Consider the following 25,992-nt stretch of genomic DNA (forward strand, 5'->3'; position numbering starts at 1 on the left):
GTTCAACCCTCCTCGGGGGCACGGACAACCAGGACGGGGCAGTGGGCGTGGGCCACGCAGGCAGAGCTGACCGAGCCGAGCAACAGCCCGGCGAATCCTCCATGGCCCCGCCGGCCAACAACAACCATGTCGGCATCCCTGCTGGCGTCGATGAGCAAGTCCCGGGGTGGACCGCAGAGGAGGCGCGACGTAACGTCTTCAGGGACAACCGGGCCAAACGCCCGTGACAGCGATTCCTCAAGTATTCCCTGGGCCTCCTTCTCGTAATCCTCGACGCCCATGGCTACATATCCTCCGTAGACCTGCGGGAACGACCAGCACGCCATGGCAACGACCTGCGCCCCCAACGGCACCGCTATGTTTCGGGCCTTCTTGAGGGCCTCAATTGAAGCGCGAGATCCGTCAACACCAACAACGATCTTGCCCGTGAATGCTTCCTGGTCCATGGCGTACTCCTGCCGGAAGGGGAACCTCTGGTTCTTGAAGCCTGACGGCGAACCGAGCTGTCTTGCAGGGCCAAAAGTCACATTTCGCGGCAGAATGCTTATTCCATCCGCTCCCTTGAGTGTCATGTGACACATGCGCACGAAGGAATACCGCCTGCCGGGTTACCGTTGACGCGAGTAGTTCGTCACAACAACGACAGGAGAATCCGTGGACTTCACTCCCGAATCCGGCACCATCACTATGTTCTCGACCACTTGGTGCGGTTATTGCAACCGTCTCAAGAAGCAGCTGGACGCCAAGGGCATCGGCTACAACGAGATCAACATCGAAGAGGTTGAGGGCACGGCCGAACTCGTGGAGAAGCTGAACGGCGGCAACCAGACCGTCCCCACGGTCCTTTTCCCGGACGGTACCGCGGCCACCAACCCATCCGCAGCCGAGGTCGAAGCGCGCCTCGCCGCCTGAACCCCGCCTTGCCGCCTTAATCCCGATTAGGGAGTCATCCGGGTGGCGCAGCCGGTTCCAGGCGCACCACGACGGACTTGGACGCGGGAGTGTTGCTGCCTTCGGCGGTCGAATCCAGCGGTACCAGGACGTTCGCTTCCGGGTAGTAGGCAGTCACGCAACCGCGCGCCGTCGGGTACGCGATGAGCCGCAACTGCCGCAGTACCCTGTCCACGCCGTCGTCGGCTTCACTGTGCACGTCCACATAGCCACCATCGGCAAGGCCCAGATCAGCCAGGTCGTCACGATGGGCGAAAAGCACCATGCGGCCCTTCTTCACGCCCCGGTAGCGGTCGTTCATGCTGTAGGTGGTTGTGTTGAACTGATCGTGGGAGCGCACTGTCTGGAGCAGCAAACGCCCCTCGGGGAGATGGATGGTCTCAAGGTCGTTGACCGTGAACATTGCTTTCCCGGTGGCGGTGGGAAACTTCCTCTCGTCCCGCGGGCCGTGGGCCAGGACGAAACCGTCACGGCTCCGGGCCTTCTGGTTGAAGTTCTCAAAGCCCGGCACCACATGGGAAATGTGTTCGCGCACGGTGTCGTAGTCCGCCTCGAAGCCGTGCCAATCAACCGGGACCTTATCGCCGAGTACCGTGCCGGCCATGCGGCACACGATCGCCACCTCGGACAAGACTTTGTCCGAAATCGGCTCCAGCCTTCCCGCCGAACGGTGAACCGCGCAGACCGTGTCTTCGACGGTGACGAACTGCTCGCCGCTGGCCTGACGGTCTATTTCCGTGCGGCCCATGGTCGGCAGGATCATCGCTTGTTCCCCCACTACGGCGTGGGAGCGGTTGAGCTTCGTGGAAATCTGGACGGACAACCGGGTCTTGCGGACTGCTGACTCGGCCGCTGTGGTGTCGGACATGGCATGCACGAGGTTTCCACCGAGCGCGACGAGCACCTTGATCCGGCCGTCCCGCATGCCGCGGATGCTGTCCACGGAATCCAGGCCCGGGTGCCGGGGCGGGTCAAAGCCGAATTCCTGCTGCAGGGCGTTGAGGAACGGTTCCGGCATCTTCTCCCAAATGCCCATGGTCCGGTCCCCCTGGACGTTGCTGTGTCCACGGATCGGCGACGGACCTGCGCCGGGTTTGCCGATGTTCCCGCGGAGCAGGAGCAGGTTGACGATCTCCTTGATGGTCATCACGGCCTTCTTGTGCTGGGTCAGGCCCATGGCCCACGTGATGATGACCTTCTCGGCACGCAGGTAGCGGGAGGCAAGCTCGTCGATTTCCTCCGTCCTCAGGCCCGTCGCGGCGAGGACCTCCTGCTCGTCCAGATGGTCGATATGGGCTCGGAACTCTTCGAGTCCTTGGCAGTGCTTCTCGATGAACGCGTGATCCAGGACGGCCCCCGGCGCCGCCTTCTCCGCGTCCAGCACCCGCTTGGACACTGCTTGGAGCAACGCCATGTCTCCTGCGAGGCGTATCTGCAGGAACTGGTCTGCCAAATCCGTTCCTTTGCCTACCAGTCCACGGGGACGTTGCGGGTTCTTGAAGTTGATGAGTCCGGCTTCCGGCAGCGGGTTCACCGCCACGATGCTGGCGCCGGCAAGCTTTGCCTCTTCCAATGCGGTGAGCATCCGGGGATGGCAGGTCCCCGGGTTCTGGCCCATGATGATGATCAAATCCGCCTTGGCAAAGTCCGTGTACGTTACGGCAGACTTGCCCACGCCGAGCGTCTCCCCGAGGGCCAGCCCGGTGGACTCGTGGCACATATTCGAGCAATCGGGGAGGTTGTTGGTCCCGAACGCCCGGACGAAGAGCTGGTAGACGAACGCGGCTTCGTTGCTCGTCCGTCCGCTCGTATAGAAGGTTGCCTCGTCGGGCGATTCCAGGTCGTTTAGTTCGCGGGCAATAATCCGGAACGCATTGTCCCAACTGATGGGCCGGTAGTGGCTCGCCCCTGCGGGTTTGTAGACGGGTTCCACGAGCCTGCCCTGCTGTCCCAGCCAGTACTCTGAACGTTCGGCGAGGGAGTCGACGTCGTTCTCGTCCCAGAAAGTGGACGGAACTTTGAGCGGATCGGCCTCCCACCCGACGGCCTTCGCGCCGTTCTCACAGAACTCGGCCACCTTCCGCTCCGGAGGATCCGGCCACGCGCAGCTCATGCAGTCGAAGCCATCCTTCTGGTTCATGGCCAGCAAGGACTTCCAGGCACGGGACGGCCCCATGTCGCTCAACGCACGGGGCAAGGAGTCCACCAGGCTCGGCAATCCCGCGGCGGACCGCTTCGGCGGACCGACGGTGAGGTCCGCATCGGAATCATGGACGACGGACGGTTTCTTGTCCATTGTTCAAGCGTAGTCCCGGCCTTTGTGGCCTACAACGGCGTGCTGGTGCTCGTCACAGGAAGCAGGTCCTGGAAATCGCCGTCGACGAGCCGGGCGTATTCCGAGTAAGCCGCGACGACGGCGTCTTCCACCGTGGGTACGTCCAGCTGGGGCAAGAGGTCGTTGGCGGCGCCGGCTGTGGCGGGGTCCCACTCGAGGCCAAGGGCTTCATAGCTGGCCGTGAGGACTTCGCGGATGGGCGCCGAATTCTCGACGACGATCACCGAGCTGAACAGCCATCCCCCGGAGACCACCCTCTGGGCGGTGCCGACCAGCTTGATCTGGTGGGTTGGAAAATCCGGGTCCAGGCCGTGGACGCTGAACTCACCCGGGCAGTATTCGCCGGGGATCTCGCCGACGGCGGCCTGCACGCCGACGCGGCGGAGCGCACCCGCGAGGAGCTCGCCAAAGAAGGAGAAACGGGACTTCGCCCCGGCAATCGCGTCGGCGTGCGGCTCCACATGGTCGATCACCAAGGTGCCCCGGTGGTAGGCCGCTGCCCGGCCACCCGCCTTGCGGATCAAGGGTTCGAAGCCCAGGTCCCGGCAAGCCTCGGACGCGGCCTGGAATCCCGGCAGCTTGGCGTCGCGTTGCCCGAACGCCACGGTAGGGCGGGGCCGGTACAACCTCAGTGTTGGTCCCAGCAGCCCCCTGCGGGCACGGTTGAGGAGCTCGATTCCGAAGTCAAGGTCATCAGCGACGCCGAGTGATTCTTCCTGGCGCACCACCGTCAGCGTGCGCAATGGCCGGGCGGCGTCCTCCACCATCAGCTCTTCCTCAGCGTCAGGATCTGCTCGGCACGGCCGAAGGGGCCGCTGATGTCGTGAAGCACCGTGGACGTCAGGCCGATGCCGTCATTGCCAAAGGAGACCATGTTGTCCAGTCCCAGCCATTCCCCTGCGGGTTCACGGTACATGTGGATCTGCAGGTCAAGGTTGGGGAAGATATAGCTGTTCTTACCGGGCGAAACGCGGGCGGCGATGCCGTTGGCTGTGTCAACGAGTCCAACGAGCCTCGCGAGATCGCGGCTGTCCGCAGCATCGGTGAGCGGATGCTCTGTGCGGATCCAGACTTTGCCCGAACCGGCCCGGTGCCCTTCCGCTATCCGCATCTCCAGGGACCGGATGTAGCCACCCGGCCACACGCTCGCCCCGTCCCACGGCTTGCATTCGTCCGGGGCCGGCATGGCGACGTCCTCTATCGCGGCCACCGCACTCGTGTCGCTGGTGGCCATGCGCCAGGCGGTGGCCCGGATAGCCACGCGTCCAGCCGCCGAGAGTTCCGCCTGGATCAGTTCAATTGTCCTGCCGGGGCGGAGCGTCGTCGTAGTGATGTCGAATTCGCCGCCCGGGATCAACCCCAGGATTTCGTAGCTGAGGCGGGCCATCCGGACGTCGTCGCGCGGCTCGTGTCGGAGCAGGGCATCGGCCATGATGCCCGATGCGGGCGCCATGTGCTGCTCATGCGGATTCCACGCGCCCTGGGCGTGGATGGTCGAGCGGAACCGCCCGTTCCCGAGCGATTCGTAGTAGAAACCGCCTTCCGCAAGGTCCGGAAGCTCAATACTCAACGCCTGCCCTTTCGCCGGTCCGGTAATGGAACTCAGACCACTGTATCTTCTGGCGCCACGGCCGTCCGACGTCGGCGCCACATGACCAGGCCGGCTGCAAGTCCGGCGAGCGAGAGAACCAGGAGAACAGCTGCCAGCGGGGAGGCCGCTAGGACAGCGAGCCAAGCATCGATCGCCGCGAGACCAATAGTCGCGTAGACGAAGGCCCAGATGCCGGAGCCCACTATCGCCGCAGGGAGATACCGGCTGAGTGGCATTCTCGCAGCCCCCGCAGCAAAGTTGACGGCCGTTTGGAGTCCGATGGTGAGGAAGGTCAGTACGACGGCGTAGGGGCCGAAGCGCTGTATCAACGCCTGCGCTTTGCTTGCTTTGGGGCGATGCAGAGCGCGTGCGAAACGCGTGCGTTCCATTCCCGCCGCTGCGCCGCGGCCGATCCAGTATGTCGCGTTGACCCGGACCATCACCCCAGCGAACAGCGCCGCAAGTGCCACCTCAAAGGGCAGGTCGAGGATCTGGTCCACGCGCGCCCCCCGGTCTCTTCAGCAGCTAAGTCCTACCTTAGCTCAAGGCGGAAGACGGCCGTTTCTCGGTTAGGACCTGCCGCCTGTGCGATCGATCGTGAAATCACCACCTGGATAAAGGATGGTCTCGTGGCCGTCGTCGAAACGCACGAAGTACGGCGGCGCACCATTTGCTCCGCGGACTTCGATAATCTCGCCATGCCGGTCCGATGCCCCGACCGTCCTGCCATGAATGATGATCCGATCTCCCTGGGCTGCTTCCACAGGAACCACCTCCCAGCATTCAGAGTACGAGTGTTGGGCCGTCGTGGGAACAGGCTTGAGACGGCCGGCCGACGCGGCCGTGCCTGCCCGGCCCCACTCCCCGGAACCTTGGAGCAAGCTGTGAATTCGGATTTTGATTGTTTTCGTGTTCAACCTGCGCGAGCGAAGGCGTACCCTACATTCATACGCCACCTGGGGGCCCTCGTCTCGTGGAGGAGCCATGCGCAGCTTGGATCAGCGTTTCAGGAAGCACGGCCCGCGAGCGGCCGGAATTCGCCGGATAGGCAACCCCGAAAAGTACAAGCGGATCGTGGCCGTCCTGGGCGCCCTCCTGCTCACGGCGGGAGCCCTCACCGGAGTCGCCGCTCCCGCCCGGGCGGCAGCCCAGACCATCGTGAGTTTGACCTTCGACGACGGCAACGGCAACCAGCTTGCCGCCGAGCAGGTGTTGAAAGCCCACGGCCTGGTGGGAACCTTCTTCATCACCACCAGCTGGATCGGCACCCCGGGGTACCTCACGCAGACCGACCTGCATACCATCGCGGGCGACGGTAACGAGATCGGGGGCCACACGGTTACCCACCCGGATCTCACCACGCTCACCTCGGCAGCCGCCAGCGCCGAGATCTGCAACGGCAAGTCGACGCTCGAAAGCTGGGGATTCCAGGTGAACAACTTCGCCTATCCTTTTGCCGCCGAGAACGCGTCCGTTCAATCTGATGTGAAGAACTGTGGATTTGCCAGCGGCCGCGGGCTCGGCGACATCCGTTCACCCGCGAGCTGCCCAAGCTGCCCGTTCGCTGAGACCCTTCCTCCGGCAAACCCCCTGGTCACCAAGGCCCCGGACGAAGTCGACAGCACCTGGACCCTGCAGAATCTGGAGGACCTGGTCACTAACGCCGAAAGCACCGGAGGGTGGCTGGAACTGACTTTCCACCACATCGCAGTGGGCACTGATCCGACCCTGACCATCAGCCCAACGCTCTTTGACACGTTCGTCACCTGGTTGGCCGCACGGACTGCCAACGGGACCACATCGGTCCGGACCGTCGCCCAGGCGTTGGGGCAGTCCACCACCCCGCCACCACCGCCACCGCCACCGGCGTCGAGCCCCTTCACGGATGTCCCCAGCAACTACACGTACATCACCGAAATCACGTGGCTCGCAACCCAAGGCATTTCGACCGGCTGGGTCGAAGCAAACGGGACCAGGACCTACCACCCCCTGGATCCCGTGAACCGCGACGCGATGGCGGCCTTCATGTACCGGCTGGCGGGCAGCCCGGCCTTCTCGCCCCCGGCCGTTTCTCCGTTCGCCGACATGACGACGCAAACCCCGTTCTACAAGGAAATCACGTGGCTCTCGACGCAGGGCATCTCTACCGGCTGGGACGAAGGAAACGGCATCAGGACGTACCGCCCGCTGCAGCCCGTGAACCGGGATGCCATGGCGGCCTTCATGTATCGGCTCGCAGGCAGCCCGGCCTACGCGGCCCCGGCCGCCTCACCGTTCACTGACGTGACACCACAGACTCCGTTCTACAAGGAAATCAACTGGCTCTCGACCACGGGAATCTCCACCGGGTGGACAGAGTCGAACAGCACCAGGACGTATCGGCCGGTCACCGCCGTCGCGCGGGATGCCATGGCAGCATTCATGTACCGCTACAACACCAGTTTCCCGAGAAGCTAAGCGGAATTCCCCCCGGAGCTCACCGCGGTAAACCGCAGATCGGGCCGGCGCTTGGCAATCCCGTCCAGAACAGTGGAGACCGCGTCCCGGACCACCGCAGCGTCACCGCCCGTATCGCGAACGGCGTCGAGCGCTACGGCGGCGTGCCGTAGGAACGCGTCCCAATCGCCTCCGCCGGCACGGAGTGCCCTCCATGGCGACATCAGGGCGGCGCGGCGAAGCCATTCGTCTGGTTCCTGCGCCCACCGGTCCAGCACGCCGTCAGCGCGCGACCTTAGCTGCCCTTCCAGCCCGGCGATCAACGGCCCGATCACGTCGACCGCCAGCGGATCGACCAATTCGCGGAGCCTTCCTTCGCGGATAAAACCCTCAAGCCTGGTCAGATCGGTATTGATCAGGAGCTGGACGTTTGACTGCAACAGGACGATTGCCGCGAGCCTTCGTTCGAAGACGGGAACCTCCCACAATTCCGAGCTCAAGGCGGTGACTTCGTCGTGCTCGAGTGCCGGGTACTTGCGGAGGGCGTCGCGGACTGTCCCGCGGACGGCACCCACGGAGGAGCCGTAATAACGGTGGCCTCCTCCGAGCCGGCTCTGCATGTCTTCCGCGCGGATCCAGGAGCTTTCACGGCGTAAAGCCTCATCGATGAACTCGCCAGCGTCACTCATGCGAAACATTCTTCCGCAATAGCGTGCGTTCAGACGTACTCGCCAAACCAGGCCAGCATGTCCCGCCACGCAGCGGTCGCTTGCGCTTCGTTGTACCGCTCGCTGGTGTCGTTGTGGAATGCATGGTCGACGCCGGGATAGACAGTGAGCTTGTGGCGCACATCGGTGGCAGCCAGGGCATCCCGAAGGGCAGGCATCGCGCCGGTGATGCGCTGGTCGAGTTCGGCATAGACGCCAAAGACGGCAGGTTTGATGGATGGGACTTTATCGAGATCGGGGGCGGGTCCATAGAAGGCGGCAGTGGCTTTCAGCCTCGGTATTTCCGTCGCGCATTGCCAGGTGATGCCGCCGCCAAAACAATAGCCGTTCATCGCGATCCGCTCTCCGTCAACGTCATCCAGCGACCGGAGATAGTCGAAACCCGCCGAGAAGTCGGAGACGTGGCGTTCAGCTCCGGCCCGGGTCAGGGCTCCGGGTACGGCGTCGGGATCCAGGCTCGATGTGCCTCCTTCCCTGCTGAGGAGATCCGGGGCCAAGGCAACGTATCCGGCGTGCGCGAAACGCCGCGCTATGTCCTGGATATGCGGTGTCAGTCCACGGTTCTCGTGGCAAACCAGCACCGCCGGCCCAGCGCCGGCCGTGTCGGGCCGCGCAAGGTAGGCGCTGATTTCGGTTTCGCCTGCCGGGAACCGGACCATGGCCGCCTCCAATCCGGGCGCGCCCTCGGGAACGGAAAGAGGGCTCTTCGCTCCAGGCACGGCCCCGGCCATCGCCGTGGTAACCGGCCGGACGGACGATGCGTCCGGTGCTGGCATGGGATCACCGCTTCGCGGGACCTCCTCCGGAGTGCATCCGAGCTGCAGCATCGTCGAGGACGCGGCAGCCATGCTCCCGGTGATGAATGCGAGCCGACGGACGAATGCCCGCTGCGACATGTCTCCCGAGCGGTAATCGTCGAAGAATTCCTCGACCAAGTACTTTTCAAATTTCCCGAGCTGGATCATGGAAGGCCTCCTGGGTCTGCCGCATATCTTCCTCCCAAGGCTGGCGACCGGCAAGGGCAGCAAACGATGGGGAAAGCAGCCCGGCAGTGAGAGACTCGGATCCATGCGCGAATTCGTGGTCCTCGGCACCGCTTCCCAGGTCCCCACCCGGACCCGCAACCACAACGGATATGTGCTCCACTGGGACGGGGAGGGCCTGCTCTTCGACCCTGGAGAAGGCACCCAGCGCCAAATGATCCAGGCGGGTGTCTCGGCCCGCCAGATCACCCGTATCTGCATCACCCATGTCCACGGCGACCACTGCCTGGGGCTTCCAGGGGTGCTTTCCCGCATGGCCCTAGACCGGGTTCCTCATCCGGTCCACTTGCACTATCCCGCATCCGGCGAGGACATGATCCGTGCGCTCGTTGCCGTGGCCTCCCCCGGCGCCGACCTTCGCCTGCATCCGCATGGCGGCGCAGGAGCCGTCGCCCCGGGACTGGAGGTACGCCCGCTCTTGCACCGGATCGAGACTTACGGCTACAGGGTTGCAGAACGCGACGGTCGCAGCCTTCTTCCGGACCGGCTGGCGGCGGCCGGGATTGCCGGTCCGGACATCAGCCTCCTCCAGCAGGACGGGAAACTGGGCGGGGTGCGCTTGGAGGATGTGAGCGTGCCGAGGCCCGGGCAGAGCTTTGCTTTCGTCATGGACACGGCGCCATGCGCCGGTGCTGAGGAACTCGCCGAGGGCGTCGATCTTCTCGTCGCGGAGTCCACTTTCAGCGACGACGACGGCGAGCTCGCCGCCCAATACCGTCACCTGACGGCGGGCCAATCGGGCGCATTGGCTGCCACCGCCCACGCTGGCATGCTCATCCTCACCCACTTCTCGTCGCGCTATACCGACGTCGGCCTGCTCGCGGAGCAAGCCCGCGCGCGGTCGGGAGGAATTCCGGTGCTCGCGGCGAACGACTTGGACCGGATTCCCTTTCCAAAACGGCAGCGGTGGCCATAGCTGGTGAGGGTGGTATTGCCGAGGTTCCGGACCTAAAACGAGTACACGCCACTCGTTTCAGATCGTAGGAAAAGACGGTTGAATATATGTAGGAACAGATTCGGCACTTCGACAGCTACCGGCCCTGACGGGTCCGGAAAAGACGGGGCCGACGGCGGGAGGGCCCCTGGAGCCCGGGGCTCGGGGCTCTCTACCCCAGACGCCGCCGGCCCCCCGGTCTGTGCTGTTCTGACTTGGTTGGGGGCGTCGGCTTTTACTTTGTGGCTGGCTGCCTGGTAGCCGGCCGGAAATGTCGGTGCCCGCACTGAAGATGCCTGCGTGTTGATCTTTCCTATCAGAAAAGCCCGGCCCGCCGCTGCCGTCCCGCGCGGCCGGATCGGCTACGACATCTCTGCTGAGCGGCTCCTGCTCCACACGATTCAGCCGAGGGAAGTGCTTGAGGCCCTCCTGTCGACTGGCGTCCATGTTCCGCACAACTCATTGGTCGATCCGTTTCATGAGGACGCCTATGACTGGATGCGCCGGCAGATGGCAGCCCGGCTGACCACCCAGGGTAACGGGGCCGTCTGGAGCTCTTGGCCCATCCCCCGGGCCCATCCCCCGGGCTCCTGTCCTGGGCCAATGTCCTGGAGAAAGTGTCAGTGCCCGCCGATAGGTTCACCTTGAAATGATTGCCGAGAAAAGGATCCGCCCCGGTATGTCCGCACCAGCTTCGTTTGAATCAACGCCCGCGAAATCCGTCATGCCTGCTTGGTACCCGGAGCTGCTGGCTTCGGTGTCACGTCAGATCCATTCCGGCAGGTCCAGGGCAGTCTCAGCCGCCAACCGGGAGATGCTCCTTTCCTACTGGGCCATTGGTAAGCAACTGGCCGAGCGGGAGTCCGCGGAGGGGTGGGGCAGCAAAGTGGTCACGCGGCTCTCGGCAGACATCCGGTCGGCCTTCCCTGAGGCGAAGGGCTTCTCACCACGAAACCTCCGGTACATGAAGTCTTTTGCAGAGGCTTGGCCGGACTTCCCAATGTTGCAACAGTCTGTTGCAACATTGCCGTGGGGCCACAACGTCATCCTGCTCGACAAACTGGCGGACCAAGCTGACAGGGTCTGGTACGCCGACCAGGCCCTGGCGGAAGGCTGGTCGCGAAGCGTCTTGGCAGTCCAGATCGAAACCCGGCTTCACGAACGCTCCGGCAAGGCGATCACCAACTTCAAGGCGACCATGCCGCCGTCGGACTCTGATCTTGCCCAACAGTCGTTCAAAGACCCCTATGTCTTCGATTTCGTCGCCATGAGTGGCAAGCGGGACGAGCGCGACCTTGAAAACCAGTTGATCCGGCACGTTGAGAAGTTCCTCTTGGAACTTGGCCAAGGCTTCGCGTTCGTGGGCCGGCAGGTAAGGCTCACCATCAGCAGCGACGAGTTCTTCACGGATCTGCTGTTCTACAACTTCAAACTGCGATGCTTCGTGGTCATTGAACTGAAGGCCACCGCCTTCAAACCCGAATACCTAGGCCAAATCAACATGTACATGTCCGCCGTGGACGATCTGCTCGCGCACGCCGACGATCAGCCAACCATTGGGCTCCTGCTATGCAAGACCAAAAACAACGTCGTGGCCGAATATGCGCTGCGCGGGTTCAACAAGCCCGTTGGCATCGCAGAATGGGAAGCCGAGATCGCGGGGTCGCTGCCCGAAATCGCGTCAACGCTGCCGAGCATCAGCGAGCTGGAGGCTGAGCTTTCGCAGGGCATCAGCAGCAAGCCGGTCGAGCAGCGGGAACCGGTGTGGGGCTCTCCCAGCGACGGAGCTTAATTGTCGGTGCCTCCTGAGATGCTGGGGGCATGGATGGAAAGACAGCCTGGAGCGCGGAGAGCAGGGCGGCAGTGGAGGCCGTTGCCGCGTCCGTTGCCGTGCTTGCCGCCTTCGCTCAGGACGCTGGTCCCTCCGAACGCCCCGATCCGCTCCGGGATCTCGCCGATGGTTGCCTGGACGGCCTCGCCGAAGTGGCCAGGCTGGAAGCCCGGACCGCCGCGCTGAAAGCGAAGCTCGCCGCGGATTACGTCCAGGCGGCCAGTGCCCTGGCGCCGCCAGCGTCCTCGCCACAGGAATCCACCGCCCAGGAACTTGCCCTGATCGCCGAGGTCGCCTGCGTCCTGACCGTCAGCGAACGGACTGCCGGGGGCCTCCTGGTCGAATCCCGGTCCCTGACCACGACGCTGCCGCTGACCCTGAAGGCCCTGCAGTCCGGAACGATCTCCTGGCAGCACGCCCGGATCATCGTCGACGAAACAAGCGGCCTGGGCCCCGCCGGGGCAGCCGCCCTGGAAGCGCACTTCCTGGACCCCGATGCTCCCAACCCCGCCCGCGGCTGCCCGGCCGGGGCCCTCGTCCCGTCCCGGTTCCGGGCCAAAGCACGCACCTGGCGCGAACGCCACCACCCCGTCAGCATCGAATCGCGCCACGCCAAGAGCGCCGAAGACCGGCGGGTCGAATACCTCCCGGACCGCGACGGCATGGCCTGGCTCTCCGCCTACCTCCCGGCGGCCACCGCCGCGGGCATATGGGAACGGACCACCGCCGCCGCCCGCGCCCTCCAAGGCCCCGACGAGCCCCGGACCCTCGCCCAGCTCCGCGCTGACATCACCGCCACCTGGCTCCTCACCAACACCACCGGCGGTGTGCCCGACGGCGGCCTGGCGGGCGTTGTGCCCGACGGCGGCCTGCCGGGCGTTGTGCCCGACGGCGGCCTGGCGGGCGGCGGACGCGCGGAACCGGGGCTGACGGGGCGCGTTCCGTCCCCGCGGGCGCAGGTGCTGGTCACCGTCCCGATCCTGTCCCTGCTGGGCGTCACGGAGGAACCGGCCATGCTGGACGGGTATGGGCCGATCCCGCCGTCCATGGCCAGGAGCCTGATCGCCGACGGCGCTGACTCTTTTCACCGCGTCTTGATCGACCCCCGCGACGGCGCTCCGCTGGAAATCGGACGGACGAGCTACCGCCTCACCAAGGCCCAGCGCCAGTGGCTGCGGCTCCGCGACGGCAAATGCCCTTTCCCCGGCTGCAACAACCACTCCCTGGACAACGACGCGGACCATCTCTTGGCCTGGGCCGACGGCGGCACCACCGGCATCACCAACCTCGGCCAACCCTGCCCCAAGCACCACCGTCTCAGACATCGGACCGGATGGACTCCCTCCCCGGCCAGCAAGGACCACCCGCCGGGCTGGACCTCACCATCCAAACGGCACTACCCCAGCGAACAGCAGGACTGGGAACCACCCCGCTGGCCACACCACTTCACGATCATCGACACGGACCTGGACACGGGTGCGCCACCGGGCCATGAGCTGCCGGCACATCCGGAATTTCCGCGGGATCCGGAACTGCCGCAGGATCCCTTCCCGGACTGGTGCTCCTTCACGGCCGCACATCCATGGCCCGACCCCGACGACATGGACGTTGACCACGGTCCAGTCGATCCTGGGGATCCGGATCGACCCGTGCGGCTGAACGACCCCTACCCGGAATGTCCCGAGTTCCAAACCGCTTGATCCACTGGAAGTCCGTGCAGGAGGGACGCAGGCCACAGCATCCGGAGCTTCCTGTCCTAGTATGCTCAACCCCACCAGTGACCAACAGGAGGCTGAAGTGGTCGAAGAGACTGTGCTCGAGATAGTGGCCGAGCTGGCCGCGCTCGAGGACCCGAAGCCTCGCGCGGTGAACGAAAAACACGGGGACGATCACGGTGTGAACCTCGGCAAACTCCGCGCCCTCGCGAAGCGGTTGAAGACGCAGCAGGAACTCGCGCACCAGCTCTGGGCGACGGATGAAACGGCCGCCAGGCTTTTGGCCATCCTGATCTGCCGTCCGAAGGGGTTCGACCGTGATGAGTTGGACGTCATGTTGCGCCAGGCGCGGACTCCGAAGGTGCACGACTGGCTCGTCAATTACGTGGCGAAGAAGAACCCGCACTGCGAAGAATTGCGTCTTGCCTGGTTCACCGATCCGGATCCGGTGGTGGCGAGTGCCGGTTGGGCGTTGACGAGCGAACGGGTGGCGAAGAATCCCGAGGGCCTGGATCTCGCAGGATTGCTCGACGTCATCGAGGCGGAGATGGAAGACGCGCCGGATCGCCTGCAATGGGCCATGAACCAGTGCTTGGCCCAGATCGGGATCGAACACGCCGAGCATCGCGCCCGCGCCATTGACATCGGTGAGCGCTTGGGGGTGCTCAGGGATTATCCGACTCCCCCGAACTGCACGTCTCCGTTCGCACCCATCTGGATCAGCGAGATGGTGCGCCGACAGCAGGATAAGTAGGAATTGAACGGGCCATCCGACCCTCTACTTCCTACAGTTTCGGCTGGCACGTTCCCTGGCCGAGGAGGGTAGATCTGGCGGATCCCGCGCCAATCCGACCCGGGACCGGTGCAGCTCCGGTTTCAGCCCTTGACGATGGACATCGGCAAAAGGCCCCCCGGCGTGGAAGGGGCGATGCTGTCCAGCTGCCATCCATCCACGGATGCCAGGAACATAGCGGGCTGCGACACCGAGTAGCCCAACGGGACGTTGCTTGGCCCGTTCGCCGCCGAGGCCTGGTGTTCTTCCGTGAGTTCCTTGAAATGGACGCTTGCCGTCGACCCGCTCACCTCCACGGATTCCACCGTGATCTTCGTCGAAAAGTCCGTGTACCAAAAGCCCTTTGACTTGAACCCGGCCTTTGACCGGGCCACCACCGGGAGGTCCCGCGCGCGCTTGGCCCGGTACGCCGCCGTCGTCTGCCCTTCGGCCAGGCGTGGAGCAGTGGGATTGTCGAGGACGGTGGCGTTTCGGTCCTCGACAGCAGTCTGGATGATGGCAGTGAGCTCCGACGACGACGGGCTGGGCACCGCTGTTGTGGAGGAGTCGACCGGGAGCGGCCCGGCTATCGTCTGGCACCCGGAGAGGGCCAACCCCAACAGCACGGCGACGGCGGCCACAGTGCGCGGATGCTTCATCCTTGGCCCCCTCGCTGTGGATGTCCCCACAGCCTACGCGCGTTTCGCGAATTCAATGCGTATGTATTCGAGCTCTTCGCGTGGGAGGACAGCAGTCATAACCCCACCCTGTTCAAGTGACGCGCCAACCCCGTACACGAGGGGATCCGCGTCGATCTCCACACCCTGCACTTCGACGCCGTCAATCCATACGGTTACGACGCGGCTGCCCGGACGATTACTGATGTCCCCGGCGTTACGGTCCCACGCGATGCCCCCGGGCCATTCACTCCGGTAGCGATTCACGAGGATGTGGTTCATGTGTTCTGTCAGCACCTGGGCCGGGGATGGGCGTTCGGAAGGGTCCCGATGCCACGTGGTCCGCACGGCCTCCCAGAGCTGCGGGTATCGCATCCGTTGAACCCCTTCAATCAGCCATGCCGGTCGCGGCCATGGCGGAAAGTCTTCGATCGACCTTCGCGCTTGCTCGTCGAGCTCGGCCAGATTCATCGGGTCGGATCGGCCAGCGGGATTGCGCCACAGCGTATAGGTAATGCTCGCCGACATCTCGTTATATCCGCGGGAGTCCTGCCCGTACTGTATGCCGACCACATCCGGATCTTCCAGCGATGGCTGGGGCACCATGCCTCCCCATATCGCCCACTTGAACGCCGTAATGCCCGAGCCGTGCGAGGGGACCGTTCCGGTGGTCCAGTCCCCGTCCTCGTGAAAAACAACGCGGGGTCACTTAGCGCCCATTCCGATGCCTTGGATGGGCGATAAGTGACCCCGCGTTGTGGGCCGCCAGGAAGGGAAGGGAGGATTAAAACTCCCAGTCCTCATCCTCGGTATTGACAGCCTTGCCGATCACATAGGAAGACCCCGACCCAGAGAAGAAGTCGTGGTTCTCGTCAGCGTTGGGTGACAGGGCCGACAGGATGGCCGGGTTCACGTCGGTGACGGAGGCCGGGAACATGGCCTCGTAGCCGAGGTTCATGAGGGCCTTGTTGGCGTTGTAGTGCAGGAACTTCTTCACGTCCTCCGCGAGGCCGACGCCGTCGTAGAGGTCGTGGGTGTACTGGACTTCGTTTTCGTACAGCTCGAAGAGCAGCTCGAACGTGTAGTCCTTGATTTCCTGGCGCTTCTCCTCGGAGACCTTCTCAAGCCCCTTCTGGAACTTGTACCCGATGTAGTAGCCGTGCACGGCTTCGTCGCGGATGATCAGGCGGATGAGGTCTGCCGTGTTCGTGAGCTTGGCACGCGAAGACCAGTACATCGGAAGGTAGAACCCGGAGTAGAACAGGAACGATTCCAGCAGCGTCGAAGCGACCTTGCGCTTCAGGGGATCGTCGCCTTGGTAGTAGTCCATGACGATCTGCGCCTTCTTCTGCAGGTTCTCGTTCTCGAGGGACCAGCGGAAGGCGTCGTCGATCTCCTTGGTGGAGCACAGGGTGGAGAAAATCGAGGAATACGACTTCGCGTGCACCGACTCCATGAAGGCGATGTTCGTGTACACGGCCTCTTCGTGCGGGGTGATGGCGTCCGGGATCAAGGACACAGCGCCCACGGTTCCCTGGATGGTGTCCAGCAGGGTCAGGCCCGTGAAGACGCGCATGGTGAGCTGCTGCTCGTCCGGCGTCAGGGTGTGCCAGGACTGGACGTCGTTGGACAGCGGCACCTTCTCCGGCAGCCAGAAGTTGTTGACCAGGCGGTTCCAGACCTCCACGTCCTTGTCATCCTGGATGCGGTTCCAGTTGATCGCTTCGACGTGGCTAAGCAGCTTGACCTTCTCGGTCATTTCGTCCCCTTAACGTATGTGTTCTTTAAGGTAAGCGTACGACGCCGGGCGCTCGCCCGGCGTCGTACTCTTCAGTTTTGAGGCGCGGCGGCTGCCGCAAATAAACAACCGAAAACAGTTACAGCATGCAGGAAACGCAGCCCTCAACCTCGGTGCCTTCCAGCGCGAGCTGGCGGAGGCGGATGTAGTAGAGCGTCTTGATGCCCTTGCGCCATGCGTAGATCTGCGCCTTGTTGATGTCACGCGTGGTGGCAGTGTCCTTGAAGAACAGCGTCAGGGACAGGCCCTGGTCCACGTGCTGCGTAGCAGCGGCGTAGGTGTCGATGATCTTCTCGTAGCCGATCTCATACGCGTCCTGGTAGTACTCCAGGTTGTCGTTGTCAAGGTACGGAGCCGGGTAGTAGACGCGGCCGATCTTGCCTTCCTTGCGGATTTCGATCTTGGCGGCCACCGGGTGGATCGACGACGTCGAGTTGTTGATGTAGCTGATGGAGCCCGTGGGCGGGACGGCCTGCAGGTTCTGGTTGTAGATACCGTGCTCCATGACGGAAGCCTTCAGCTCGCGCCAGTCGTCCTGCGTCGGGATGTGAATACCGGCGAAGAGCTCGCTCACGCGCTCGGTCTCCGGAGCCCACACCTGCTCGGTGTACTTGTCGAAGAACGTGCCGCTCGCGTAGGTGGAGTTCTCGAAGCCGCCGAAGGGCTGGCCGGTCTCGATGGCCAGCTTGTTCGAGGCACGGAGGGCGTGGAACAGCACCGTGTAGAAGTAGATGTTGGTGAAGTCCAGGCCCTCTTCGGAACCGTAGTGGACGTGCTCGCGGGCAAGGTAGCCGTGCAGGTTCATCTGGCCGAGACCGATGGCGTGGCTCTGGGCGTTGCCCTGCGCGATGGACGGCACCGAGTTGATGTAGGACATGTCCGACACTGCGCTCAGGGCACGGATGGACGTCTCGATCGACAGGCCGAAGTTCGGGGAATCCATGGTCTTGGCGATGTTCATCGAGCCAAGGTTGCAGGAGATGTCCTTGCCGACCGTCTCGTAGCTGAGGTCCTCGGCGTAGATCGACGGCGTGGAAACCTGCAGGATCTCCGAGCACAGGTTGCTCATGGTTATCTTGCCCGCGATCGGGTTGGCCCGGTTCACGGTGTCCTCGAACATGATGTACGGGTAGCCGGACTCGAACTGGATCTCCGCGAGGGTCTGGAAGAACTCGCGGGCGCTGATCTTGGTCTTCTTGATCCGGGAGTCGTCCACCATCTCGTAGTACTTCTCGGTGACCGAGATGTCGGAGAACGGGACGCCGTAGACGCGTTCGACGTCGTACGGGGAGAAGAGGTACATGTCCTCGTTCTTCTTGGCCAGCTCGAACGTGATGTCCGGGACCACGACGCCGAGGGACAGCGTCTTGATGCGGATCTTCTCGTCGGCGTTTTCACGCTTGGTGTCCAGGAAGCGATAGATGTCCGGGTGGTGCGCGTGCAGGTACACGGCACCCGCACCCTGGCGGGCACCGAGCTGGTTGGCGTAGGAGAAGCTGTCTTCAAGGAGCTTCATGACCGGGATGACGCCGGAGGACTGGTTCTCGATCTGCTTGATCGGGGCGCCGTGCTCGCGGATGTTGGTCAGCGAGAGGGCCACGCCGCCGCCGCGCTTGGACAGCTGCAGCGCCGAGTTGATGCCGCGGGCGATCGACTCCATGTTGTCTTCGATGCGCAACAGGAAGCAGGAGACCAGCTCGCCGCGCTGGGCCTTGCCGGCGTTGAGGAACGTGGGAGTGGCGGGCTGGAAGCGGCCGTCGATGATCTCGTCGACGAGGCGGCTGGCCAGCTCCTCGTTGCCGCGGGCAAGGTGCAAGGCAACCATGCAGACGCGGTCTTCGTAGCGCTCCAGGAAACGCTTGCCGTCGAAGGTCTTCAGCGTGTAGGAGGTGTAGAACTTGAAGGCGCCGAGGAAGGTCTCGAAGCGGAACTTCTTCTTGTAGGCGCGGTTGAACAGGTCACGGATGAAGTTCATCGTGTACTGGTCGAGGGTCTCGCGCTCGTAGTACTGGTTCTTGACCAGGTAGTCCAGCTTCTCTTCCAGGTCATGGAAGAAGACGGTGTTGTTGTTCACGTGCTGCAGGAAGTACTGGTGCGCGGCCTCGCGGTCTGCTTCGAACTGGATTTCCCCGTTCGGACCGTAGAGGTTCAACATGGCATTGAGCTCATGGTAGCCAAGGCCCTTGTAGGCCTCCGGCAATGGCTTCTTGGCCTTGGCGGTGTCCATAGCGCCCTTGGTTACTTCTGTATCTGCGACAGTCGTGTCCAAAACTTTTCCAATCCTTGATTGACCCGGTCAACATCTTCCGGAGTCCCCATGAGTTCGAATCGATAAAGAAGCGGAACCCGGCATTTGGTGGCGATGATGTCTCCCGCCATGCAGTAGTTTTCCGCGAAGTTCGTGTTTCCTGCTCCGATGACGCCGCGGATCAGTTCCCTGTTCTGCGGGTTGTTCAGAAACCTGATGACCTGCTTCGGCACCGATCCTTCGCCGTTCGTGCCACCATACGTGGGCAACACGAGGACGAAGGGTTCCAGTGCGAGCAGCGGCGCGTCCTTGGCATGGAGCGGGATGCGTGCCGCGTCCACGCCGAGCTTCTGGACGAAGCGCTTGGTGTTCTCAGATGTCGAGGAAAAGTAGATGAGGTGGCTCCGCGTGCTGACAGCTTCAGCCATTGTTTGAGCAGGTGCTGTTGCCAGCGCTGCCATGGGAGTCACCTCGACTACATTGGAATGCTTTGTTGTTGCGGCGGAGTCCCGAAAGACTAGGCCACCGAAGCGGCAGCCAGTGCCAGTTCTTCGATCTTGTCCGGACGGAATCCTGACCAGTGGTCCTGCTCGGTCACCACAACGGGGGCCTGCATGTATCCAAGGGCCTTCAGGCGCTCAAGGGCCTCGGCATCCTGTGAGATGTCAACGCTCTGGTAGGCGATGCCCTTTTTGTCGAGTGCACGGTAAGTCGCGTTGCACTGAACACAGGCCGGCTTCGTGTAAACCGTAACAGTCATGGTCCCTGTCCCCTTTGTTGAAGTCTTTGCTCTTCGTTCGGCAGGCCCCGACCGGAACTGATTCCGTCTCCGATACTGGCCCGCTGGCCGCCAAGGCGGCCAAACTATCTATTCACGTCTTGCATTCACGTCTTGCATTCATGTCTTGTGCTGGTTTCCCGCTCAATCCGTAAATCGATACTACATGTAGTGCAAGCGCCTCGGCGGAACCCCAAGATGATGTATTACAAGTATGTCATTTTACGCACCGGTAGTCCACAGGCGCAGGGGGTAAAAATGTCCGGAAATCCGCCAAATCCGGAGACGTCATCCACACCCTGTGGACTACTTAGCCACATTTAATCGCCAGCGTGTCGCCAGGATCCCGGCGTGTCGCGGCATCCTGCAAACGCCGTCCCGTGAGTCGCCCGCCACACTTCCCGACGCCGGACAGGCATCAAACCCGGCGGCTGCGGAGACCGAATTCACACCGATATGCTGGTTTCCACGGTCTTTCGGCCGGCACCGAGCCTAAGGATCACTGATGGTCAACCTCCTCCACCTACGGACACTGCTTGAAGTCACGCGGCTCGGTTCCTTCGCGGCAGCCGCCGCGCGGCTCGGCTACACCGCCTCGGCCGTATCCCAACAGATGGCAGCATTGGAACGGGACACCGGCGTCGAACTCTTCCACCGCTCCGCACGCAGCGTGGTTCCCACGGAGGCGGCCCTGACCATGGTGCGCCATGCCTCCAAAGTGCTCACCGACGTCGAGACCTTGCTGGCGGCAGCCTCGAGGAGCACCGACTCCCCCGTCCAGGAACTGCGGCTCGGCATCTTCCCAAGCCTTGCAACCTACGTCCTGCCGGACATTCTCCGGAACCCGCGCTGGAAGAAGCTGGGAATAGAACTCCGCGTGTGGGTGGCCGAGCCGTCCCAGACCATCCAAGGCCTGCGCACCGGCGGCGAACTGGACCTCGCACTCGTGTACCAAGTGGGCCAGTCAGGGCTCGCGTGGCCACACACCCTGGAGCGGCAGTGGATCGGCGACGACGACTTCCGGGTGGTGCTCCCGGCATCGTGGGGCATCCGGGAGGACGCCGAAATGCAGGCCTCGCAACTCTCGGACATGCCCTGGATCATGCACCACCCGGGCACCAGCGACGCGGTGGTGATCGAACGCCTGTTTGCCAGCTGCAATCTGCACCCACGCGTCGCGGCCTACAGCGATGACTTCCACGCAAGCCTCGAGATGGCGGCAGCGGGGCTCGGCGCCGCCCTGGTTCCGGAACTGGCGCTGCGGCACCGGCCGCCCGGCGTCGTGGTTCTCGATGTTCCGGACATCCGGCTCGCCCGCAATGTGTTCGCCCTCCTCCTCAATGAGAAGCGAACGGCCCAGGTGCAGCTCTTCACGGAATTGCTGGCCGACACGCTGCACGGGAGCGCCGCAACCGTCCGGGCCGGCAGCGCCGCGACGATGCCCAAAACCACTCAAAAGTCAACGCCCAAACCCCGCACCTGAAATCTTCCCGGATGCTGGAACACGCCGCTTGTTTGGGACTATCTTGAAGACATGAGCAAGGTAGCGAGCAAACATTTTGGGGAGATCGAGCTCAACCACGGGCGGGAGCGCTGTTACGTGGCTTCCCACGAGCTCGCCGGAAATCCCCTCGAACTGGACCTGAACGTCACGGCGCATGACCACTTCGACGAGAAGGCACTCCACAAGGTGGACTACCGCCTGGGCTACCTCCCCGAATTGGTGGACCAGGTCCGGGACATGATCGCCGAGGAGCTGGAGCAGGACGGCACCAACTCCCAGCAGTTCCTGCACTTCCACTCCAACCAGCTCAAAGAAGAGCAACTGGAGGCGGTGTTCGGCGTCCGCGACAAGACGCAGCTCACCAAGGACGTTTTCCTCAAAGCCCTCAAACTGGGCCATGTGGCGATCTACCCCGGCCAGCCGGAGCGCTATTTCGTCCTGGATTTCACTCTGGGCTCGCACTTCACCGACGAACTGCTGGTGGTTGCGGCCGATGAGGACGGTGTAGTGGACGACGAGATCCTCTGGGAGTCGTGACAAGTCGGTTATCCCGAAGATCGAAAGAACGACGGCGGCCGGTCACCTTCGAGGTGACCGGCCGCCGCAGTTTGTACTACGTGAGGTTTACTTTGCTGCTTCGAGCAGTCCGGCGCGGACCGTCTTGGTGGCCTTGACCAGGTTGCGCAGGGACTCTTCAGTCTCGGCGTAGCCGCGGGTCTTCAAGCCGCAGTCCGGGTTGACCCAGAGCTGGCGGGACGGAACGTGCTTGACGGCGGTGGACAGCAGTTCGGTGACCTCGGCCTCCCCCGGAACACGCGGCGAGTGGATGTCGTAAACGCCGGGACCAACCCCGCGGCCGAAGTGGTGCGCCTCGAGGTCGTGGACAACCTCCATGCGTGAGCGTGCTGCTTCGATGGACGTGACGTCGGCGTCGAGGCCGTCGATCGCGTCGATGATCACACCGAACTCCGAGTAGCAGAGGTGGGTGTGGATCTGGGTGGCGTCGGCGGCACCGGCGGTGGCCAGGCGGAAGGAGTCGACCGACCACTTCAGGTAGGCGGCGTGGTCGGCCTTGCGCAGCGGCAGGAGTTCGCGCAGTGCAGGCTCGTCCACCTGGATGACCTTGATGCCAGCTGCTTCGAGGTCGGCGATTTCATCCCGAAGTGCCAGGCCGACCTGGTTGGCGGTCTCGCCGAGCGGCTGGTCGTCGCGGACGAAGGACCAGGCCAGGATGGTCACCGGACCGGTGAGCATGCCCTTCATCGGCTTGCTGGTGAGGGACTGCGCGTATTCCGCCCAGGCAACCGTGATGGGCGCCGAACGGGTGACGTCGCCCCAGAGGATGGACGGCCGGGTGCAACGCGAGCCGTAGGACTGGACCCAGCCGTGAACGGTTACGTCGAAGCCTTCGAGGTTCTCGGCGAAGTACTGGACCATGTCGTTGCGCTCGGGCTCGCCGTGCACCAGGACATCGTAGCCGAGCTCTTCCTGCAGCTCGACGACGCGCTTGATCTCGTCCTTCATGAGCTGCTCGTACTGCTCGTTGCTCAGCTCGCCCTTGTTGTTGCGGGCACGGGCGGAACGGATTTCCGAGGTCTGGGGGAAGGATCCGATGGTGGTGGTGGGCAGCGGCGGCAAGTGAAGCGCAGCTTCCTGGGCGGCTTCGCGGACCGGGTACTCGGAGCGGTTGAAGTCGGCCTCGGTGAGGGCAGCCGTGCGGGCGCGGACGTCGGCGCGCTGGACCCCCTCGGCGGTGGCGCGGGACGCGATCACCGCGGAAGCCTCGTCGATCGCGGCCTTCGCGGAAGCCGGGTCGGCCAGGTAGTCCGCCAGGACCTTGACCTCGACGGCCTTCTGGTCAGCGAATGCGAGCCAGCTACGCAGCTGCGCGGAGAGCTGGGTTTCCTCGGCAGTGTCGTGCGGGACGTGCTGGGTGGAGGTGGAGGTGCTGACGGCAAGCTTGCCGGCCGCGGCCTTCAGTTCGTCCAGCTTGCCGGCCGAGACGGCAAGGTCGTTGCGCCAGATGTTGTGGCCATCGACGACGCCGGCAACCAGGGTCTTGTTGCCCAGGCCGGCCAGGGCTGCCGCTGACGGTACCGCGCCCTTGAAAACGTCGACGTGCAGGGCGTCGATGTTGGTCGCAGCGAGGGTGCCGAGCTGGCCGTCGAGGGAACCGTAGGGCGTGGAGACGAAGAGCTGCGGGCGCGCTGCGGCACCTGAGAGGACTTCGTAGGCACGGGCAGTGGCAGCCTGGATTTCCGCGGCCGGGGTGTCCTGGTCGACAACGAGGGCGGGCTCGTCCAACTGGATCCAGCTGGCGCCGGCAGCGGCAAGCTTGCCAAGGAGTTCAACATAGACCGGGAGGATGTCCTCCAAGCGGGACAGCGGAGCGAAGCCCGCGGGAGCATCGTCGGAAGCCTTGGAGAGCAGCAGGTAGGTCACCGGCCCAACAATGTACGGGCGGGTCTCGATGCCGTTGGCGAGGGCGAACTCGAACTCCTCGACGATGCGGTTGGAGGCGAGCTTGAAGTCGGTCTCGGGGCCGATTTCCGGAACGAGGTAGTGGTAGTTCGTGTCGAACCACTTGGTCATTTCGAGCGGCTGCTGTTCCTTGTTGCCGCGGGCCAGGGTGAAGTAGCCATCGATGTCGAGCTGGCCTTCGGCGTTGAGCAGCTGGCCGAAACGGGCCGGGACCGCACCCAGGTGCGCGGTGGCGTCGAGCACCTGGTCGTAGTAGGAGAAGGTGCCTGGAACGGCGGCGGCTTCGTTGAGGCCGAGTTCCTGGAGGCGCCTGGCGGTGGTCAGTTGGATGTCCTTGGCAGCGGCGTCAAGGGCAGCGGCGTCGATCTTGCCGGCCCAGTAGGCTTCGATTGTCTTCTTGAGTTCGCGGCGGCGGCCGATGCGCGGGTAGCCGAGCAGGGATGCAGCGGGGAACGCCGCATTGGTCTTTTCAGTGAGGTTCTGTTCAGTCATGGGATTTCCTTGGGGCAGTAGGTGCAAATCGATGTGTCGAGGGGTTTGCGGAGCAGCGTTGGCTGATCAGCTGACGAGTTCCTGGCGGCGGGCGATGGCGCTGAGCCTGCTGGCCGGCCGGGCCGGGCGGGGCAAGGCAAGCTTGTCCAGCACGTCCAGGGCGCAGGCGTGCTCGTTGAAGGTGTACAGGTGGATGCCCGGAGCACCGGCCTGCAGGGCGGCGTTGGCCAGGTCCACCGTGGCGCGGACTCCGATCTTGCGCCGTTCGGCGTCGCTGTCCGCCGCGGCAAGTCGCTCGATCAGTTCCGGTGCGGGTTCGACGCCGGTGAGCTCGCCGAGGCGCTTGAGCCGGCGAAGGCTGGTCAGCGGCATGACGCCCGGGATGATCGGGATCGTGACGCCGGCACGCCGGGCACGGGAGATCAGGTCCGCATACTGCTCGGTGTGGAAGAAGACCTGCGTGATGGCGAAGTCGGCACCCGAACGCTGCTTCGCGAGCAGCACCTCGACGTCGTGCTCCACACTCGGGGACTCCGGGTGGCGCGTGGGATAGGCGGCCACGCCGACGGCGATCTTGCCCGCGCACAGGAGGGCCGAACGCCGCTGTTCCACACGCCGGATCAGTTCGATGAGGTCCTGGGCGTAGCGCAGCGAACCACTGACCGGCTGGCCGCTGTCCTTGGGAAGGTCGCCACGCAGGGCAAGGATGCCGCGCACGCCGTTGTCCAGGAGTTCGCCGATGATCTCGGCCAATTCCTGCGGGGTGTTTCCGACGCAGGTCAGGTGTGCCAGTGGCCGCAGGGTCGTTTCGAGCAGCAGCCGGTTGATGAGCTCGACGGCGGTGTCCCGGTTGGAACCGCTGGCACCGTACGTCACGGAGACGAAGTCGGGATCCGTGGCCTCAAGCTCCCCGATGGTCGTCCAGAGGGACTCCGCAGCCGCTGGAGAGCGGGGCGGGAAAAGTTCGTAGGACAAGGCAACAGGGGCGGCGCCGGTCAGGTTCGGATGAGTGTCGATGAGGCTTGGTGGTGACATTTGCGTCCTTGGCTGTGTGTCAGCGGGCCTGCGTTCACGGACGTGAAACCGTGGACTGCAGAATCGGTGAATTGAGTTTGGGGATACACGCAACGAACTCCAGCAGGGCGCAGCCGCGACTGTTACGCCTGGAATGAAGTTGTCCGTGTGCAAATGTCAGGCCCACATGGGGGCACCCACACCCTCCTGCCTGCCTTCAAGAGGCAGATCCGGCGGAGGATCGCTGACACGTTACCGCGGTAACTTGAATACGACTCTAGAACGGGGCTCCGGCCGCCACAAATCCTCCGCCGAATTAAGACGCACTTTTACGCTACGTTTCGCCCGATTTCTGAAGATTGTTCGCTGAGTATTCCGACCGGGTCCAGCCGGCGAAGAATACGCCACGGGGAAGTCCGGCGCGAGCACTCCCCTTGGCGGTCCCGCAGGACTATTCTTTTGCCATGATCCAGCTTCCCGCCAGTTACCAGGAGTACCTCGCCGACAAAGAGGAAAGATTCGTCCAGACCGTCCGCCCCATCCTGATGCAATCGGCCGCAGACCAGCTTCACGGCGTCCGCGTGGTCTACAACCACAGCGGCCACCAAGCGCATCTGGATGATTCCATCCCGTTCGGCACCATCGTGGAGGACATCGACTGAGT

25 protein-coding genes and 1 pseudogene are annotated in these 25,992 nt (G+C 63.7%); 10 read left to right on the forward strand and 16 right to left on the reverse strand.

Annotated features, from left to right (window positions below; all coding sequences use genetic code 11):
* Window positions 1-2 precede the first annotated feature (2 nt).
* Window positions 3-446: a universal stress protein gene (locus KNN17_RS05490; RefSeq protein WP_241707814.1), complete on the reverse strand. Its 444-nt coding sequence runs from the start codon at window positions 444-446 to the stop codon at window positions 3-5.
* A 208-nt stretch (window positions 447-654) separates the two neighbouring features.
* On the opposite strand from KNN17_RS05490, the gene KNN17_RS05495 reads away from it, so the two are divergent.
* On the forward strand, window positions 655-912 hold the full coding sequence (locus KNN17_RS05495) for a mycoredoxin (RefSeq protein WP_059389319.1): 258 nt from the start codon (window positions 655-657) through the stop codon (window positions 910-912).
* 34 nt (window positions 913-946) lie between these two features.
* Here the strand turns inward: KNN17_RS05495 and KNN17_RS05500 are convergent, their stop codons facing one another.
* The 5 genes from KNN17_RS05500 to KNN17_RS05520 all read right to left on the reverse strand — a co-directional run bounded on the left by KNN17_RS05500 (window position 947) and on the right by KNN17_RS05520 (window position 5,641).
* Entirely contained in the window at window positions 947-3,247 is a 2,301-nt protein-coding gene (locus KNN17_RS05500; RefSeq protein WP_241707815.1) for an FdhF/YdeP family oxidoreductase, read from the reverse strand.
* A 29-nt stretch (window positions 3,248-3,276) separates the two neighbouring features.
* Window positions 3,277-4,053, reverse strand: a complete 777-nt coding sequence (locus KNN17_RS05505) for a lipoate--protein ligase family protein (RefSeq protein WP_241707816.1) — start codon at window positions 4,051-4,053, stop codon at window positions 3,277-3,279.
* The gene (locus KNN17_RS05510; protein ID WP_241707817.1) at window positions 4,053-4,856 is read right to left on the reverse strand and encodes a thioesterase family protein; all 804 of its coding nucleotides are present in this window, start codon (window positions 4,854-4,856) and stop codon (window positions 4,053-4,055) included. Before KNN17_RS05510 ends, KNN17_RS05505 begins: the two co-directional genes overlap by 1 nt.
* Window positions 4,857-4,888: 32 nt before the next feature.
* On the reverse strand, window positions 4,889-5,377 hold the full coding sequence (locus KNN17_RS05515) for a DedA family protein (RefSeq protein WP_241707818.1): 489 nt from the start codon (window positions 5,375-5,377) through the stop codon (window positions 4,889-4,891).
* Window positions 5,378-5,446: 69 nt separating this feature from the next.
* Window positions 5,447-5,641 carry a DUF1918 domain-containing protein gene (locus KNN17_RS05520; protein WP_241707819.1) on the reverse strand — a complete coding sequence of 65 codons (195 nt, stop codon included), beginning with the start codon at window positions 5,639-5,641 and terminating at the stop codon, window positions 5,447-5,449.
* Window positions 5,642-5,861: 220 nt separating this feature from the next.
* Between KNN17_RS05520 and KNN17_RS22755 the strand changes: the two are divergent.
* Window positions 5,862-6,371: pseudogene (locus KNN17_RS22755) on the forward strand (polysaccharide deacetylase family protein); the annotation flags it as partial.
* A gap of 276 nt (window positions 6,372-6,647) precedes the next feature.
* Window positions 6,648-7,334, forward strand: coding sequence for an S-layer homology domain-containing protein (locus KNN17_RS22760; protein WP_443627210.1), 687 nt, complete (start codon window positions 6,648-6,650; stop codon window positions 7,332-7,334).
* On the opposite strand, the gene KNN17_RS05535 is transcribed toward KNN17_RS22760, so the two are convergent.
* Complete coding sequence (locus tag KNN17_RS05535) at window positions 7,331-8,002, reverse strand: DNA alkylation repair protein (protein ID WP_241707820.1); 672 nt, start codon at window positions 8,000-8,002, stop codon at window positions 7,331-7,333. The two genes, KNN17_RS22760 and KNN17_RS05535, sit on opposite strands and share 4 nt — an antisense overlap.
* A 29-nt stretch (window positions 8,003-8,031) precedes the next feature.
* On the reverse strand, window positions 8,032-9,006 hold the full coding sequence (locus KNN17_RS05540; RefSeq protein ID WP_241707821.1) for a dienelactone hydrolase family protein: 975 nt from the start codon (window positions 9,004-9,006) through the stop codon (window positions 8,032-8,034).
* A gap of 103 nt (window positions 9,007-9,109) precedes the next feature.
* Here KNN17_RS05540 and KNN17_RS05545 point away from each other — a divergent pair, with 103 nt between their 5' ends.
* The 4 genes from KNN17_RS05545 (at window position 9,110) to KNN17_RS05560 (ending at window position 14,318) form a co-directional block, all read left to right on the forward strand.
* The gene (locus KNN17_RS05545; protein WP_241707822.1) at window positions 9,110-10,000 is read left to right on the forward strand and encodes a ribonuclease Z; all 891 of its coding nucleotides are present in this window, start codon (window positions 9,110-9,112) and stop codon (window positions 9,998-10,000) included.
* Between the two features lie 697 nt (window positions 10,001-10,697).
* Entirely contained in the window at window positions 10,698-11,810 is a 1,113-nt protein-coding gene (locus KNN17_RS05550) for a PDDEXK nuclease domain-containing protein (RefSeq protein WP_241707823.1), read from the forward strand.
* A gap of 29 nt (window positions 11,811-11,839) precedes the next feature.
* On the forward strand, window positions 11,840-13,549 hold the full coding sequence (locus KNN17_RS05555; RefSeq protein WP_241707824.1) for an HNH endonuclease signature motif containing protein: 1,710 nt from the start codon (window positions 11,840-11,842) through the stop codon (window positions 13,547-13,549).
* A 97-nt stretch (window positions 13,550-13,646) separates the two neighbouring features.
* Window positions 13,647-14,318 (forward strand): DNA alkylation repair protein, encoded by a 672-nt coding sequence (locus tag KNN17_RS05560; protein ID WP_372489626.1) that lies wholly within the window; start codon window positions 13,647-13,649, stop codon window positions 14,316-14,318.
* Between the two features lie 122 nt (window positions 14,319-14,440).
* On the opposite strand, the gene KNN17_RS05565 is transcribed toward KNN17_RS05560, so the two are convergent.
* The 6 genes from KNN17_RS05565 to nrdH all read right to left on the reverse strand — a co-directional run bounded on the left by KNN17_RS05565 (window position 14,441) and on the right by nrdH (window position 19,819).
* Complete coding sequence (locus tag KNN17_RS05565; protein ID WP_241707826.1) at window positions 14,441-14,995, reverse strand: hypothetical protein; 555 nt, start codon at window positions 14,993-14,995, stop codon at window positions 14,441-14,443.
* 33 nt (window positions 14,996-15,028) lie between these two features.
* Window positions 15,029-15,619 carry a hypothetical protein gene (locus KNN17_RS05570; protein ID WP_241707827.1) on the reverse strand — a complete coding sequence of 197 codons (591 nt, stop codon included), beginning with the start codon at window positions 15,617-15,619 and terminating at the stop codon, window positions 15,029-15,031.
* Between the two features lie 178 nt (window positions 15,620-15,797).
* On the reverse strand, window positions 15,798-16,772 hold the full coding sequence (gene nrdF / locus KNN17_RS05575; RefSeq protein WP_059389329.1) for a class 1b ribonucleoside-diphosphate reductase subunit beta: 975 nt from the start codon (window positions 16,770-16,772) through the stop codon (window positions 15,798-15,800).
* Window positions 16,773-16,890: 118 nt separating this feature from the next.
* Window positions 16,891-19,038, reverse strand: a complete 2,148-nt coding sequence (gene nrdE / locus KNN17_RS05580) for a class 1b ribonucleoside-diphosphate reductase subunit alpha (RefSeq protein WP_241707844.1) — start codon at window positions 19,036-19,038, stop codon at window positions 16,891-16,893.
* 11 nt (window positions 19,039-19,049) lie between these two features.
* A complete protein-coding gene (nrdI, locus tag KNN17_RS05585; protein WP_241707828.1) occupies window positions 19,050-19,520 on the reverse strand; it encodes a class Ib ribonucleoside-diphosphate reductase assembly flavoprotein NrdI in 471 nt (156 codons plus the stop codon).
* Window positions 19,521-19,576: 56 nt separating this feature from the next.
* The gene (gene nrdH, locus KNN17_RS05590; RefSeq protein WP_028267421.1) at window positions 19,577-19,819 is read right to left on the reverse strand and encodes a glutaredoxin-like protein NrdH; all 243 of its coding nucleotides are present in this window, start codon (window positions 19,817-19,819) and stop codon (window positions 19,577-19,579) included.
* Window positions 19,820-20,342: 523 nt separating this feature from the next.
* On the opposite strand from nrdH, the gene KNN17_RS05595 reads away from it, so the two are divergent.
* Together KNN17_RS05595 and KNN17_RS05600 are read left to right on the forward strand one after the other, a co-directional pair.
* Complete coding sequence (locus tag KNN17_RS05595) at window positions 20,343-21,320, forward strand: LysR family transcriptional regulator (RefSeq protein WP_078108737.1); 978 nt, start codon at window positions 20,343-20,345, stop codon at window positions 21,318-21,320.
* Between the two features lie 51 nt (window positions 21,321-21,371).
* Window positions 21,372-21,878, forward strand: coding sequence for a DUF2004 domain-containing protein (locus tag KNN17_RS05600; RefSeq protein ID WP_078108736.1), 507 nt, complete (start codon window positions 21,372-21,374; stop codon window positions 21,876-21,878).
* An 87-nt stretch (window positions 21,879-21,965) separates the two neighbouring features.
* Here KNN17_RS05600 and metE read toward each other — a convergent pair whose 3' ends face one another.
* A complete protein-coding gene (gene metE / locus KNN17_RS05605; RefSeq protein WP_241707829.1) occupies window positions 21,966-24,314 on the reverse strand; it encodes a 5-methyltetrahydropteroyltriglutamate--homocysteine S-methyltransferase in 2,349 nt (782 codons plus the stop codon).
* Window positions 24,315-24,380: 66 nt separating this feature from the next.
* Entirely contained in the window at window positions 24,381-25,349 is a 969-nt protein-coding gene (locus tag KNN17_RS05610) for a methylenetetrahydrofolate reductase (RefSeq protein WP_078108731.1), read from the reverse strand.
* A gap of 443 nt (window positions 25,350-25,792) precedes the next feature.
* Here KNN17_RS05610 and KNN17_RS05615 point away from each other — a divergent pair, with 443 nt between their 5' ends.
* The gene (locus KNN17_RS05615; RefSeq protein WP_241707830.1) at window positions 25,793-25,990 is read left to right on the forward strand and encodes a hypothetical protein; all 198 of its coding nucleotides are present in this window, start codon (window positions 25,793-25,795) and stop codon (window positions 25,988-25,990) included.
* The last annotated feature ends 2 nt before the right edge of the window (window positions 25,991-25,992 follow it).

Origin of the sequence: Arthrobacter bambusae (genome assembly GCF_022606295.1) — a bacterium.
Taxonomy (GTDB): Bacteria; Actinomycetota; Actinomycetes; order Actinomycetales; family Micrococcaceae; genus Arthrobacter; species Arthrobacter bambusae_A.